The 14,759-nt window shown below is 63.8% G+C and carries 10 protein-coding genes and 1 pseudogene; 8 read left to right on the plus strand and 3 right to left on the minus strand.

Annotation, left to right across the window (positions count from 1 at the left end):
- From EOL86_06720 to EOL86_06755, 8 genes and pseudogenes are all read left to right on the plus strand, one after another.
- A partial coding sequence (locus EOL86_06720; GenBank protein NCD25267.1) for a type III secretion protein occupies positions 1 to 320 on the plus strand: 320 nt, incomplete at its 5' end.
- Position 321: 1 nt separating this feature from the next.
- Positions 322 to 675: pseudogene (locus EOL86_06725) on the plus strand (hypothetical protein).
- A gap of 71 nt (positions 676 to 746) precedes the next feature.
- The gene (locus EOL86_06730; GenBank protein NCD25268.1) at positions 747 to 2,846 is read left to right on the plus strand and encodes an EscV/YscV/HrcV family type III secretion system export apparatus protein; all 2,100 of its coding nucleotides are present in this window, start codon (positions 747 to 749) and stop codon (positions 2,844 to 2,846) included.
- A 30-nt stretch (positions 2,847 to 2,876) separates the two neighbouring features.
- Positions 2,877 to 3,137, plus strand: a complete 261-nt coding sequence (locus tag EOL86_06735; protein NCD25269.1) for an EscS/YscS/HrcS family type III secretion system export apparatus protein — start codon at positions 2,877 to 2,879, stop codon at positions 3,135 to 3,137.
- Between the two features lie 21 nt (positions 3,138 to 3,158).
- Entirely contained in the window at positions 3,159 to 3,986 is an 828-nt protein-coding gene (locus EOL86_06740) for an EscT/YscT/HrcT family type III secretion system export apparatus protein (protein ID NCD25270.1), read from the plus strand.
- Positions 3,979 to 5,019, plus strand: coding sequence for an EscU/YscU/HrcU family type III secretion system export apparatus switch protein (locus EOL86_06745; protein NCD25271.1), 1,041 nt, complete (start codon positions 3,979 to 3,981; stop codon positions 5,017 to 5,019). The genes EOL86_06740 and EOL86_06745 overlap by 8 nt, the downstream gene beginning before the upstream one ends.
- A gap of 10 nt (positions 5,020 to 5,029) precedes the next feature.
- Positions 5,030 to 6,352, plus strand: coding sequence for a sigma-54-dependent Fis family transcriptional regulator (locus tag EOL86_06750; GenBank protein ID NCD25272.1), 1,323 nt, complete (start codon positions 5,030 to 5,032; stop codon positions 6,350 to 6,352).
- Between the two features lie 3 nt (positions 6,353 to 6,355).
- Complete coding sequence (locus EOL86_06755; protein NCD25273.1) at positions 6,356 to 8,353, plus strand: HAMP domain-containing protein; 1,998 nt, start codon at positions 6,356 to 6,358, stop codon at positions 8,351 to 8,353.
- 2 nt (positions 8,354 to 8,355) lie between these two features.
- Here the strand turns inward: EOL86_06755 and EOL86_06760 are convergent, their stop codons facing one another.
- The 3 genes from EOL86_06760 to EOL86_06770 are packed head-to-tail and all read right to left on the minus strand — an operon-like array spanning position 8,356 to position 13,422.
- Positions 8,356 to 9,858, minus strand: a complete 1,503-nt coding sequence (locus EOL86_06760; protein ID NCD25274.1) for an ATP-binding protein — start codon at positions 9,856 to 9,858, stop codon at positions 8,356 to 8,358.
- A gap of 4 nt (positions 9,859 to 9,862) precedes the next feature.
- Complete coding sequence (locus EOL86_06765; GenBank protein ID NCD25275.1) at positions 9,863 to 12,247, minus strand: MFS transporter; 2,385 nt, start codon at positions 12,245 to 12,247, stop codon at positions 9,863 to 9,865.
- Positions 12,244 to 13,422: an ABC transporter substrate-binding protein gene (locus tag EOL86_06770; GenBank protein ID NCD25276.1), complete on the minus strand. Its 1,179-nt coding sequence runs from the start codon at positions 13,420 to 13,422 to the stop codon at positions 12,244 to 12,246. The genes EOL86_06765 and EOL86_06770 overlap by 4 nt, the downstream gene beginning before the upstream one ends.
- Between the last annotated feature and the right edge of the window lie 1,337 nt (positions 13,423 to 14,759).

Here is a 14,759-nt window from a genome sequence, read left to right on the forward strand (position 1 = left end):
TGGATCCAGGGCTTTCCGCCAGCGGGCAACTGCCCACGGCCCGTCCTCTGGCGTCCAGCGTGTTGCGCGAGGCCGGTCTGGAAGAGTTGTATTCGGTCTCCAACGCGGCCCGGCTGGTGGAGCAGACGCTTTGTCCCGAAGTCGGCGACGGGGAACTTCTGCGGCCCGAAGTGTTTGCCGCCAGCCTGCGTGACTGCTTCATGATTTTGCAGGGGAGTGACGATCCCGCCGTCCAGGAATTTCTGCGCAACGACCTGCGTCTGCTTTTGGAAAACCGGGACTTGCTGCAGGCCTATACCGGGCTGATGATCGGGGGCTGACATGAATCTGGAACGGCGGCACCGCGAGAGCCTGTTGGTCTTGGGATATATGTATTTGCGCATGGGCGAACTGGAACGGGCCGGGCGGCTGTTTTCGGCATTGGTCGCCCTGGCCGGATCGCGCGCCGAAAATGAAGGGGCACCGGCTCCCGATGCCCTGGACCGTCTGGCATATGCCAGCCTGGCCGCCGTGGAGCTGGAACAAGGAAGTCCCGGCGCGGCCCTGGACCATTTGCGTACGGCCATGGACGGACGGGTGCTGTCGTCCCGCGAGGCGGCCCTGCACCTGTTGCGGGCCAGGGCCCTGTGGCGGCAGGACCGGCGTGACGAGGCCCGACAGGCCGTGGAGGCCTTCATTGCCTTGGGCGGGCGGCTTGAAGGCAATGACGGGACGCGTGTGCGCCCAGGCGCCACGGGAGGCCGCGCATGAACGCGTTCGCCATGGCCCGTTCCGCCGTGGGCGTGATCACGCGGCACAACGACCTGTCCATTGTCGCGCTTTTGGTCATCGTCGTCGGGCTTATGATCCTGCCCCTGCCCACGCCGCTGGTGGACGCCTTCATCGGCCTGAACATGGCCCTGTCCTTCATCATGCTCATGATGGCCATGTATGTGCGCACGGCCCTGGACTTTTCCGTTTTCCCGACCATGCTCCTGTTCACCACCCTCTTTCGGGTGGGCCTCAATATCACCACCACGCGTCTGATCCTCCTCCAGGCCGACGCGGGCGAAATCATTTTCACCTTTGGCGATTTCGCCTTGGGCGGAAATTTCGTGGTTGGCGCCGTGGTCTTTCTCATTCTGACCATCGTGCAGTTCCTGGTCATCGCCAAGGGCGCCGAGCGCGTGGCCGAGGTCGGGGCCCGCTTCACCCTGGACGCCATGCCCGGCAAACAGATGTCCATTGACGCGGACATGCGCGCCGGGGTCATCGACATGAACGAGGCCCAGGCCCGCCGCCAGCGCGTGTCCCAGGAAAGCCAGATGTACGGCGCCATGGACGGCGCCATGAAGTTCGTCAAGGGCGACAGCATCGCGGGCATGATCATCGCCGTGGTCAACATTGTTGGCGGCACCATCATCGGCATCACCCAAAACGGCATGACCGCCGGCGAGGCCCTGCACACCTACGGCATCCTGACCATCGGCGACGGTCTGGTTTCCCAGATTCCGTCCCTGCTGGTGTCCATTTCCGCGGGTATTCTCATCACCCGTACCGGAGATTCCGACGCCAACGTCGGCTCCCAGATCGGCGAGCAGATTTTTGATCAGCCCAAGGCCCTGCTCATGGCCGGCGGGCTGGTGTTTCTTTTCGCGCTCATCCCCGGCTTTCCCAAGCCGCAGCTTTTTGCCCTGGCCGCTGCCCTGGGCGGGCTTGGCTATGTGCTGCGCCGTATCAGCGAAATGCCCCAGACCCATGACGCCCGCGCTGAACTGTCCAAATCCCTCAAGGCTTCGGCCGCGCCCAAGAAAGGCGCCCGGCCCGGTCCGGCCGGACAGCGTGACGAGTTCGCGCCCACGGTGCCCATCATTCTCGATATTTCCGAGGACATGGGGGAAAGTCTCGACTACGACTCCCTGAACGAGGAACTGGCCGCGTTGCGTCGGGCCCTGTATTTCGATCTGGGCGTGCCGTTTCCGGGTATCAACATCCGCCCCAATCCCGGTCTGGCGGATCTGAGCTATGCCCTGCACGTCAACGAGATCCCCATGTCCCGGGGCAAGCTGGAGCGGGGCATGGTCCTGGTCCGGGACACCCGTGAAAATTTGGGCATGCTCGGCGTGGAGGTCAAGGAGGGCGAACGCTTTCTGCCGGACGTGGAGCCGTTGTGGGTGCCCGAGGCCCAGAGCGCGCGTCTGTCCCGCGTAGGCATCGCCTGCATGAGTCACGCGCGCATCCTGGCCTACCATCTGTCCCTGATTTTGTCCCGGCACGCCTCGTCCTTTCTGGGCCTGCAGGAAACCAAATACCTGTTGGACCGCATGGAGGAACGCGCCCCGGATCTGGTGCGCGAGGCCACGCGCCTCATGCCGGTGCAGCGCATCGCCGAGATCTTCCAGCGTCTGGTGCAGGAGCAGGTTTCCATCCGCGACCTGCGCGGCATTTTGGAGGCGCTGGTGGAATGGAGCCCCAAGGAAAAGGACACGGTCATGCTCGCGGAGTACGTGCGCATGGCTCTCAAACGTCAGATCAGCTATATGTATTCCAAGGGCCAGAACATGCTTCCGGCCATTCTCATGGAGCCGGTCGTGGAGGAAACCATCCGCAAGGCCATCCGGCAGACCTCGGCCGGCGCTTTTCTGGCCCTGGACCCGGAAACCACCCGCAAATTCATGCAGGCCGTGAATGACGCCGCCGGCCGGTATCGCACCAGCACCCAGAAGCCCGTTTTGGTCGTGTCCATGGATATCCGCCGCTATGTGCGGCGGCTGATCGAGGGGGAGCATTACGGGCTGGCCGTGGTGTCCTACCAGGAAATCACCCCGGAAATTTCGGTCCAGCCCGTGAACAGGATTCGCCTGTAGGCCCCGGCCCTCGGCGCGCAAGGAGGACGGATGGAAGCCACGGCCATGAACTATACCGTGCAGGCCCTGTACCTGGTGCTCATGCTTTCCCTGCCGCCCATCGTGGTGGCCTCGGTGGTGGGCATCATCTTCAGTCTGATCCAGGCCATTACCCAGCTCCAGGAACAAACCCTGTCCTTTGGGGTCAAGCTCATCGCGGTCATCGTGACTCTGTTTGTCATGGGTGGCTGGCTGTGCGGGGAGATATTGCGGTATTCAAAGGAAATATTTGATAACTTTTACCTTCTTTAGCCGCGAACAGGGGAATGGCGGATGAATCTGGAAGCCTTTTTCCAGGAACTCCACGTCATGGATCACCTGCTGGCCGTGCTTCTGGGCATGCCGCGTTTGTTCATGATCATGCAGACGGTCCCGTTTCTGGGGGGGCAGATCGTCACCGGGCAGATTCGCGTGGCCGTGGCCTTTGCCTGCTATCTTTTCCTGCATCCCCTGGTCGTGGACCAGATCGACGCCCCCCAGGTTCTCAGCGCGGCGGTCGCGGGGCGTCTGGCCCTGATCGTGTTCAAGGAAAGCTTGCTGGGCTTTTTCATGGGATTTTTGGCCGGAATGCTGTTTTGGGCCGTGCAATGCGCGGGATTTTTCATCGACAACCAGCGTGGCGCGTCCATGGCGTCGGGGGCCGATCCCCTGTCCGGAGAAGAAACCTCGCCGCTGGGGTCGCTTCTTTTCCAGTGCGCGGTTTTTGTGTTTTTTTCCGGGGGCGCGTTTTTGGCCTTTGTCACCCTGGTTTTTTCCAGCTACGAGCTTTGGCCCGTGGCGGAGCTGCTCCCGGTCGGCGTGTTCGCGGGGACCACGGATATCCCGCTGTTTTTCGCCGGTCGCGTGGCCTGGCTCATGACCACCATGATCCTGCTCTCGGCGCCCATTGTCGCCGCCTGCCTGCTCACGGACATGTCCCTTGGCCTCATCAACCGCTTCGCGGCCCAGCTCAACGTCTATATCCTCGGCATGCCCATCAAGAGCGCCCTGGCGGCCCTGCTTTTGTTTTTGTCCTTTGGCCTTTTGCTGATCCAGATCGGCGGCCTTTTCGATACCATCGACCACGATCTGACCATCCTCGGGCGGTTGTTGCATGAGTGAGAAGACCGAACAACCCACCCCCAAGCGCCTGCGCGAGGCGCGGGAAAAGGGGGATGTCTGCAAGAGTCAGGATGTTCCGGCGGCCCTGTCGGTGTTGGCCATTGCCGTCTATCTGGTGGCCATGAGCGAATCCATTTACGAGACCCTGGCCACCATGACGGAAACGCCGATGATCCTCATGAGCCAGCCCTTCGCCCAGGCCCTGCCCCAGGCCGCCGATGTCATGGTCGCGTGCTTCATGAAGCTGGTTCTGCCGGTCCTCGCCCTGGTCATGGCCACGTCCATCGCTTCCAATATGGCCCAGGTCGGCGTTTTGTTCGCTTTCAAAAGCGCCATGCCCAAGCTGGAGAACGTGAGCCCCTCGAAATGGTTCCAGAAAGTGTTCTCCATCAAGAACGCCGTGGAATTTTTGAAGAACGTGCTGAAAGTCGTGGTCTTGTCCTGGGTGGTCTGGAAGGTCATGTCCGCGCATCTGGGGACGTTGTTTCGCATTCCCGATGGAAACATCGGCCATTTGTGGACCGTTTTGGGCGAGGCCATGCGCGACCTGCTTTATGCCGCGGCCGGGGCGTTTTGCGTCATCGCCGCCGTGGATTATCTTTTTCAGCGTTGGCAATACACCAAGCAGCACATGATGAGCAAGGACGAGGTCAAACGCGAATACAAGGAGATGGAGGGCGACCCCATGATCAAGGGCAAGCGCAAGCAGCTGCATCAGGAGCTGTTGGCCCAGAACAGCCTGGGCAACGTGCGCAAGGCCAAGGTGCTGGTCACCAACCCGACCCATTACGCGGTGGCCCTGGACTACGACAAGGACAAGACGCCCCTGCCGGTCATTCTGGCCAAGGGCGAGGGGCTTTTGGCCCAACGCATGATGGAAGTGGCCCGCGAGGAGGGCATTCCCATCATGCGGAACGCGCCGCTGGCGCGCGGGCTTTTCGATCACGGCACGGAAAACGCGTACATCCCCAAGGATCTCATCGGCCCGGTGGCCGAGGTCCTGCGGTGGGTGCAGACGCTCAAACGCGACTGAGAGAGAACCATTGAAACGACAAGCACATGGCGCGGACGTCGCGCCGACGGAATTTTTAACGACCTTGATCGATCTGTGCGATGACCTGGCCTGGGGGCGGCCCGCCAGCGAGGACAAGCTCTACGCCCTGACCCGGCCGGACGCCGGGCCCGAGGAATTCGTGCGTCTGGCCGAGGCCTTCGGCATGATGCTGGTCAAGGTCGCGGGGCGGGAATTTCATCGCGAGGAGCTCATCGCCCAACTCAAGACCCGCAATGCCGAGCTGGAAGAGGCCCGGGCATTGCTGGCGCGGCGTAACGAGCATCTGATGCAGACCGTCCAGGACACCTATCAGGCCCGCAGAATCATCGGCAATTGCGAGGCCATGCGCCGGGTCGTGAACTTGGTGCTGTCCATTGCCCGACGGCCCATCAACACGGTCATTCTCGGGCCCACGGGATCGGGTAAGGAAGTCGTGGCGAAGATGATGCACTACAACTCGCCGCGCCGGGAAGGGCCGTTCGTGGCCGTCAATTGCACGGCCATTCCCGAGAATCTTTTTGAAAGCGAGATGTTTGGCATCGAGAAGGGCGCGGCCACGGGCGTGGGGTTCAAGCGCGGATTGGTGGAGGAGGCCAGCGGCGGAACGCTGTTTCTGGACGAAATCGGCGACATGAGCCTGCCGCATCAGGCCAAGCTGTTGCGCGTGCTGGAAGAAGGCGAGGTGCAGCGGGTCGGACGCAACAAGCCGTTGCCCGTGGACATCAAGATCGTCGCCGCGACCAATGTCGGTCTGGAAGAGGCGGTGCGGGACGGCCGTTTCCGGTCGGATCTGTACTACCGCGTCAACGTGGCCGAGGTGCGGTTGCCGCCCCTGCGCGAGCGTGGCGAGGACATTTTGCTCCTGGCCCAGCATTTTCTGGAGCGGCATTGCCAGCACATGGGACGGCCACGCCTGACGATCACGGAACGGGCGCGCGCGGCCCTGATGCGGCACGACTGGCCCGGCAACGTGCGCGAATTGAACAACGAGATGGAGCGCGCCGCCTCGCTCACGATTTCGGACCGGGTCGATGCCGAGGATCTTTCCCCGCGCGTCCTGGACGGTTCCAAACGTGGTGGCGGCCTTCCGGTGCCGCTGCATTGTTCCGATGCTGGCGCGTCGGTGTCTCCATCCATGACGCTGGCGCCGGCTGGGGAGGACGCGGTTTTCAACCTGCAACGCGTGGAACGCGATGTGGTTGTCGCGGCCTTGGAACGATGCGCTGGAAACAAAACCAAAGCTTCGGAATTGTTGGGTATTACCCGCGAGGGGCTGCGCAAGAAGCTCCTGCGGCTGGGAATGGCCGAGTAAGACATGATCATTTCGCTACGGACTAAACTCTTTTCCCTTGTCGTGACGGCCATTGCCCTGACGGCCGTTCCCATCATCCTGCTGACCAACCACGAATTGCGGGACATGAGTCTCAAGCGGGAACGGGAGTCCTTTGGCAACATTGTCGTCTTGGTCGAGGACACCATCGGCTCCCGCTACCTGAGCATGCTGACCAACAACATTCTCGGGGTCTTGCAGCTCAAGAACCAGCTCCGGCAGATGGCCTCGCTGGTCCGAACCACCTGGCTGGACATGGCGTCCCTGCCGGATGGAACCGGAAGGCGGATCATCGGCGGCTGGACCCAGCCCCTACTGTCGTTTGGCATGCATCTGGATTTGTTCAAAACCTCCGGGGGGCATGTCTTGGGCAGTCCCCTGATCCGGCAATTGGCCGTTGATCCAGGGCGCACGGATTTGAAGGGCCGTCCCATCCGGACCATGCTCGATTCCCGGCGCCTGCCGCCCGAGGGCATGTTCGCGGTGTTTGATTTGGTCCAGGATCTGACGGACAGTCAGGAGCAGCATCTCGGTCCGCTGCTGGTCTTTTTTCTTCCCATTCCGGAGCGGGGGACGGTTGTCGCCTTGGCCTCGCGGCTCACGAACATGGTCCAGGCGGCGGCCATGGCCGAGGAAAGCATCATCCAGGGAACCCAGGAAAAGCTCGATACCTTGCAAGTACACGAGAATGGGTTTGTCGCCCTCGTGTCCGGAGATGGCCGGACCCTGGCCCACAAAGGACACGCCCTGGGCCGGGAACCCGGCTTCATCCCGCGGGAAGGTCTTGAACAGGCCCGTGCCAAGGGCTTTGTGGATTTCGTGCGCGACAATGATGGCAGCGGTTCGTCCACTGTTTTTCGGATTGCGTATTTCAAGGCCCTGGATTGGTATATCGTGGCGTCCGTGCCGCGCGAGGCCATGGAGGCGCCGGCCCGGAACCTGATGCGGCGCATGGCCGGGTTGGCCGTGATTTCGGCGGCGTTGAGCTTGTTGGGCATGCTCGCGGTCACGATCCGGGTGGTCAAGCCGTTGCGAACCCTGACCAGACAGGCCAAGGCCCTGGCCGGTGTCGATCTGGCCCTGGCCGGCGGCGTGACGGAATCCCCGCTGCTGGCCTTGGCCCGGGAACTCCCGTCCGGTCAGCGCGACGAAGTCGGCACCCTGGCCACGGCCTTTGGCGACATGGGACGGGCCTTGGATCAGAATATCCGCTCCCTGATGGAGACGACCACCGCCAAGGAGCGCATGGAAGGCGAATTGAACGCGGCCAGGGATATCCAGATGGGCATTTTGCCGGCTCCCGGGGCGCCAACGCATCCGGGCTGTCTGGTGGCGTCCTTTCTGGAGCCCGCCAAGGAAGTGGGCGGGGACCTGTTCGATTTTTTTCAGGCCGCCGACGGTCGTCAGGCCTTGGTCATCGGGGACGTGTCCGACAAGGGCGTGCCCGCGGCCCTGTTCATGTCCATGACCGTGACCCTGGTCCGCTACGCCCTGGCCCAGACCTCGGACCCGGCCGAGGCCATGACCCGCATCAACGACCGCTTGAGCGAGAACAATCCGGGGTGCATGTTCGTGACGCTGTTCATCGGTCTGTTCGATCCGGCCACGGGCGAACTGGAATATGCCAATGGCGGGCATTGCCAGCCCCTGGCCGTGAACCGGGCTGGCGATGTCCGCGTCCTGGAAGGCATGAGCGGTCCGGTGGTCGGGGCCATGTCCGGCCTGCCGTATGCGCCGCACCGAATGGTCCTGGCGCCGGACGAGACCTGTCTGCTGTATTCGGACGGCGTATCCGAGGCCATGGACGAACAGCACCGCCTGTTCGGAGAGGAGCGGATCGGGGATTTGCTCGCCGCGCATCCGGGTGTTTCCCCCCAAGGTATCTTGGAGTTGCTGCGCGCGGCCATTGTCCAACATCGGGGCACGGCGCCCCAATCCGACGACATCACCATGCTGTGTTTTGGACGGAATCCGCGAGCCTGAACCTATCGGGGCCGGACAATGACACCGCGCCAGCGCGCGGCCACGCGGTCGAGTTCCGTTGCCCAGCCCACGGGTCGCGACGCGGCCGGAACATAATCCCGGTACCAGGAAGACAGGCTCAGTGGCAGGACATCGGCCAGGGTCAGGCGGGAAAGCTGGAGCAGGTGGTCGCGGTCCAGACCACCGGCGGCGGTCAGTTCGACGGTTCCGGCCGGAAAAAGTCCTGATTCCGACTCGATCCGCACGCCCAGGGGCAGGGCCGCCAGCGGGTTGTGAATGGCCAGGGCCGCCTTGTCCTGACCGTTCATGACAGCCAGGACGCCCCGGATCATGGCCGGCAGATAGTCGGCCAGAAAAATACCGCCAAAACAGCGCAAGCCGTGGTCCAGGGTCAGGCTGGCATAGGACGTGAACAGGCTGGGAACGATCCGTCCCCCGGCCAGGGCGGAGCGCAGCGCGTCCGGGCGCAGCGGGATGCGGATGTTCTTGTATTCAAGACAGACCTCGCTCCCAGGGCCCTGGCCCAGGCGCAGGGGACAACGCCGTCCCTGCTGGTCGGCCAGCCAGAAAAAAATGGTTCCGGCGCGACCGGTACGGCCCAGGGCCAGCCCGTTGACGGCCTCGGTTTTCCAGCAACCACGCACTCCGGCCAATCCTTCGAGAACGCGGGACCGGATTTCGGGGTCGAACACAACCCGGTGCATGACCGAATCCGTCCTGTCCAAATCGCGATCGAGCAATCCACTGACCAGATGTTCCATTTCCAAATAAATCACCAGCGGCCGTGACGCCTGGGCATAACGGGCGGCGCACAGGGACGCGTTGGCGCGGGTGACTTGGGCGCCAAACGTCGGCAGGTCCAGGATGTCGCGGCGCAGCACATGTTTGTCCATGATTTCATCGACCGCGTCCCGTTCCCAGGGCGTCAATGCCTGCCAGCGGCCGTGGGCCCATTGCGCGCGCATGGCCCCGAGGCCATCCGGATCGAGCGCTGGCGCGTGTCCGGTCATGACGTCCTGAAGGGCGCTGGGAAAGAAGGGCAGGCGCAGGGGGGCGCCGGTGGTCGCATCCTGGCGCGCGAGCATGAGTCCCCTGGGGTAGGTCTGGCTTTGCAGGGAAACACTGGAACAGGACAGGATGGGCACGACCGGAGGCGTCGGATTTGTCGGGCATCGCGGCGCGAGCAGGTCGCCCAGGGCGAAGAAATGGATCGCCTGGACCATTTCCGGAAAGCATTCCACGGCGTGGTAGTTGGCCGAGAGCACGGACGGGGATCTGGTCAGGCGCTGGGTCAGGGCGTCGGCGGCCGCGTCGCCAAGGACCGGCGCGACCATGGATTCGGCGCGGTCGAGCAGGGCTTTGGAAACCCTGGCCCCGGCCGGCGCCATGAACCGGGTGGCGATGTCGCCCAGGGTCAGCCCGTCCCAAGCCCGGAGCAGCGGTGGCAAATGTCCCAGCTTGGACCAGAGGGGACGCAGGAATGGATCGTCGAGCAGCGTTTCCATGGCGTCAGTTCCCGCGCCGGCCTTGGCCAAGAAGGGCAAGGATCAGGCTTGTCGCGGCCATGCCCGTGGCCATGACGGCCAGCCCGGCGTCGCGGCCCTGGATGGCGATGATCAGGCCCAGGGTGATGGGGCCGAGAACCTGGCCCAGCCGCTCGACCACGTTGTAGATGCCCATGGCCCGGCCCGCGCCGAAACGCGTCGTGGCCGGCAATTCCAGGGCGTGGGCGCCCTGAGCGTTGGACAGGATGGCGTTGGCGATCCCAAGGAGGGTGACGGCGGCGATGGCGGCCGGGATCCCGTCCAGAATCAGCAGGACCGCGACGCCGGCGGCCGCGATGACGCCGGCCAGGGCCAGGAGGAGGTCCTTTCTTTGGGATTTGTCGACCAGCCGCCCGAAGAGCGGGCCCAGATAGACGATGACCAACGGAAAGATCATGGTCACGCGGCCGATATCGGCCGGGCTGGCCCCGCCCATGTTCAGGGACACGGGCAGGAAAAATTGGAACAGGCAGACCGTGACAAAGGCGCCGGGAATGATGTTCAGGAAGAGCAGGGCCGCCATGCGCCGATCGAAAATGAACGACATGGTTTCACCAAGGCTGGGCAGGGACGGCCGGGCCGAGGTCGGGGCGGGCGTCTGCTGGGGTGGCAGAATCCGCCACAGAACCAGGCCCGTCAGCGTCATCAGCGCGGCCGCGACCAGGAACGCGCCGGCATAGCCGAGACGGTCGGCGATGAGGCCGCCGCTGGCGCTGCCGCACAGGGCGCCGGCGAAAAGCCCGGCAAAGACGGCCGCCAGATTTCCGGCCCGTTGGTCCGGGCGGGAGTTGGCCAGAACAAAAACCTGGGCCGCCAGGTTGAGCAGGCCGTAGCCGGCTCCAGCCACGCCGCGCGAGGCGATGTAGGGCAGGGCGTCGGTGCTCATGCCGCTACCCAGGTTGCCCAGGGCGACCAGGACGGTTCCGGTGACGAGCAGGGGGCGCCAGCCCGCGCGCTCGCTCCAGAAGCCGCCAGCCATGATGGCCAGCCCGACCATGAACATCTCGAAGGACACGGGCAGGCCCATGATCACGTCGTGAGGCAGGCCAAACAGGAACGGATTGAGTTCGCCCAGACGCAAGGGCACGAAAGACAGGGACATGTCGATGGCGAACATGCACGCGAAAATGACCGGCCGCATGAACCCGGCCGAGGCCGCCATGGGCTGGAGCCGTTGATTCGCCCGACGCTTTTCCCGCAGAATGAGCAGGTTGGTCAGCTCCACGAGAAAAAGGATGGCGACCACGGTCATGGTCAGGGTGTCCAGGGTGATGGCCCGGATGTTGGCCGAAACCGCCAGGGGGGACATGAGCACCCGGACCGAGCCAGCCTGGATGTCGCCGACGCCAAAGGGGATGTCTGTTGTCAGGGAGGCTTGTTCCAGGGGCGCCCAGCGGGACGTTTCAATGGGTCCGGCCGCGTCGGCCGCGTGCAGTCGTTGTCCCTTGGCGTCCAGGATGGCCACTCCCAGGGATTCCGGCAGGAAGCGTTGCAAGCCGGCCAGATATTCCGTTGCTGGCGGGATTTTTTCCAGATCCAGGCCCAGATTGAGCAGATGTTCCATTTCTCCGGCCACGTGGCGGCCCAGTTGGTGCGCCACGGCGTCCAGGTGGGTTTCATTCATGACCCGCAGGGGTTTGAGCATGGCGGCGCTGAAAAGAAGCTGGCTGGCGAGCAGGGGAAGGATCAGGGCCACGTAGACCCGTTTTTCGGACAAGGCCGTGCTGGACCTATCCTTTCCGCGTCGCGCGGTCAGCCCCAGGGCGACCAGGAGCAGGCAGGCGCCGGTAGTGATCGCGCCCAGAAGGCGCACGTTGTCGCGCAAAACGCGCCACGCCTGTTCCGAGCGCTTGTCGTCGTTCAGACCCAGGAGGACACGTCCGACCGTGTGCCCGTCCCGGTCCAGAAGCGGCCGGGCCAGCCACAGGCTTCCGTCCTGGGAAAATTCATGAATGCCCTCGCGCAGCAGCCGGGGTTGCATGGGCATCGGGAACGTGACGCCCTTGGGCCAGCCCCAGCCGTCAAGCACGGTACCGTCGGCCCTGAGGACGAGCAGTGCGTCCGTCTCCGTGTCCGCGTAGGCGGCCAGCAATTGGTCGAGGTGGGCGATGCGTTCCGGCGCCTTGCCCATCCGGGTCATGCGTCCGAGCCGGTTCGCCACGTGGTCGCAAACCAGGGCCCGCACCGCCAGCATGGGTTTGTCGTATTGCTTGTGCAGGGCCGAAAGCACCAACGCGGCGTACAGGATTTGGGCGCAGATCAGGGCCACCAGACCGCCAATCAGGAACGGCAGCCGGCTTGGTCCACCCGCTGACGGAACGGAAGTAACGGCCGGGGCTTGAGTGGTCATTGGTCGATGTCGGGGATTTGTTGGTGAATTTCATCAACGGCGGCCAGGATCTCGAAGGGTGGGTTCCAGCCGATGAGCATGGCCATTTTCAGGTTGATGGCCAATCCCAGGGGGCCTTCGAAAACCTGGCTGACGTCGCGCGGTTTGGTGCCGTCCAGAACCTCGGCCACGGCCTTGGCCTCGAACATGCCCACGTCGTCGAAGTCCGTCTGGGCGAGGCTCATGAGCACGCCCAGCTTGGTTTCGCCGGGGCCGCTCTGGGAAAAGGACGGGATGCCGGCCGCGATGATCGGTTTCAGCAATTCCTTGATGCGGTTGCCCTGCATGCCCGTGTTGACGGTCAGATAGATGGCGTCGCAGCGGGTGGACAGGCTTTCCACGCAGGCACGCAGATTTTTGAAGGATTGGTCCAGATCGGGGAGATTCAGGGCCGTGGTGCAGGTCACGAGTTCGATGCCCAGCTCCCGGGCCGCCTTTTCCACGGCCGGCATGCCGCTGGAACTGCGGGCGTCGGGTGTGTCCTCGTAGACGACGCCCATGCGTTTGAACTTGAAGACGTCATGGAAGATGGCCACCTGGCGTTCATAGCGGCCCGGTTCAAGCTGGGCGTGGACGTGATCCCGGCCGGAATCCTCGACCGAGGCCACGATGCCCGCGTCCACGGCGTCGGTCACGGACATGGAAAAGGTGGGCACGTGGTGTTCGTCCGTGGCCATGTCCTGTCCGGCCCAGGTCCCGAAAGCGAAAATCATGTCCACGTCATTTTTTTCGCGGATGCGGCGCAAAATGGCCGCTTTATTGGCCGCGCGCGCCGTCTCGTCCCAGTTGGCGCTGTAGTACCCGTCGGGCAAGAATTCCAGACGGTCGCCGCCGGCGTTGGCGCACAGCCAGGCCCACATTTCCTGGGTGCTTTCCGAATGGGCCGGCACGGGAACGTTGCCGTCGGCGATCAGTCCCAGCTTGGCCAGACCGCGTACCGTGCCGGCGAAAATCTGCTGATAGTCGGTATAGGGCCCGCCCTCGACATAGATGATTCGCCATTTTTTGCGTGGCGTGTCCGTGTCGGCCGACGCTGGCCATGATCCACAGACCGTCAGGACCAGGAGAAACGTGACCAGGAACCGGACCGTGGTCCGAGACCATTCAGGATTATTCGTGGCGCGTGGCAAAGGCATGTTTGATCCTTGGAAAAATCGCGGTTCGTGTCGTTTGCCGAAAATGTCCGGCTTCCTGACGAAGCCGGATGGCACGGGGCGCCGGCCCCGTTTTTCACGGGACCGGCGCCCGGAGTCGCGGTTTTGGCCGCGTCAGCGCGGCGGGTTGGTCCCGAAGTGCATGTCCCAGCCTTGCAAGTGCACTGTCGGGGCGTCGGTGTCCAGACCCGACAGCCGGTAATCCATGTAGCCGGACTTGCCGAATTCGTATCCGTTGGCCTCGCCGCGTTGCTGGCGGTAATCCAGGTGGACGTCCACGCCGCCGTCCGCGCGGGTGGTGATGGCAAAATTGGCCACGTCCGGCGCCACGTCCCGCGCCGCGTGCATCATGTAGGCCTCGACCACGATGGCCATGGACGGATCACTGAAAAGGGCTTGCTCCATCATGCCGGGCACGTTTTGGTAGGTCATGGTGGCAATGCGCCGGGCCCTGGCCTCGCCGCCCACGGCGTCGATGAAGGCGTCCAGCCGTTCTTGGCGCTCGCCTTCGGGATGCCCGTCAACACCCCGGCCGCCACCATGGATCTGGCCGTTGACCGTGATTTCCCGGCGGAAGAAGTCGCGGATGAATTCGTCGGGCAGCCCCCGGTATCCGGGATCTTTGGCCGCGTGCAGTTCCGCCGTCAGGTCGGTCGACAGACGGGCGGTCATGGCCGCGCGGTTGATGGGCGGATGCCCGTCGAGCATGGCCTCCAACCGGGAATCCGTGACAAACTCCGGGCCTCGTTCCAGATTGGCCTGTTCCATGTCCGTGACGCGCCGCTGGGGCGTGGTGCTGTAAAGGGCGTCCCAGGTGTCCAGGCGGACCACCGGATCGTCCGAGCCCGCGCCCTGGAGGGTGAAGCTCACGGTTGTGTTCTCGCCCATCTCGTAGTCCGTGCCCAGGGTGTCACCCATTTTTTGGGAGGCGTTTTCCATGCGAATGGCCACGTTGTCGCCGTGCACGAGGACGGAGACGGCCATGCTGACGCGCTGTCCTGTCTGCGCGGATACCGGCAGGTGCGTCTGTCCCCGGTAGGTGGCGAATTCCTGCCGGAGCGGGCCAAGGCCGGGATCGCCGGTCAGGGCCGCCTGCATGTCGCCGAAGCGGGCCTGGGTCGCGACGCGGGCGATGTGCCTGGCCTTGGCCAAACCTCCGGATGCCTGGATGAATTCCTGGAGATGGGCCCGCTTCTCGTCGTCGGGGATGTCCGTTCCCTGGCCGCCGTAACGCTGGCCGTTGACCGTGACGCCGTTGCGCAGGAAGTCGTTGACGAATTGGCCGGACAGCCCTTCAAGACCATCGTCGGGCATGGTGC

This window comes from Deltaproteobacteria bacterium, from assembly GCA_009930495.1.
Classification (GTDB): Bacteria; Desulfobacterota; Desulfovibrionia; order Desulfovibrionales; family Desulfomicrobiaceae; genus Desulfomicrobium.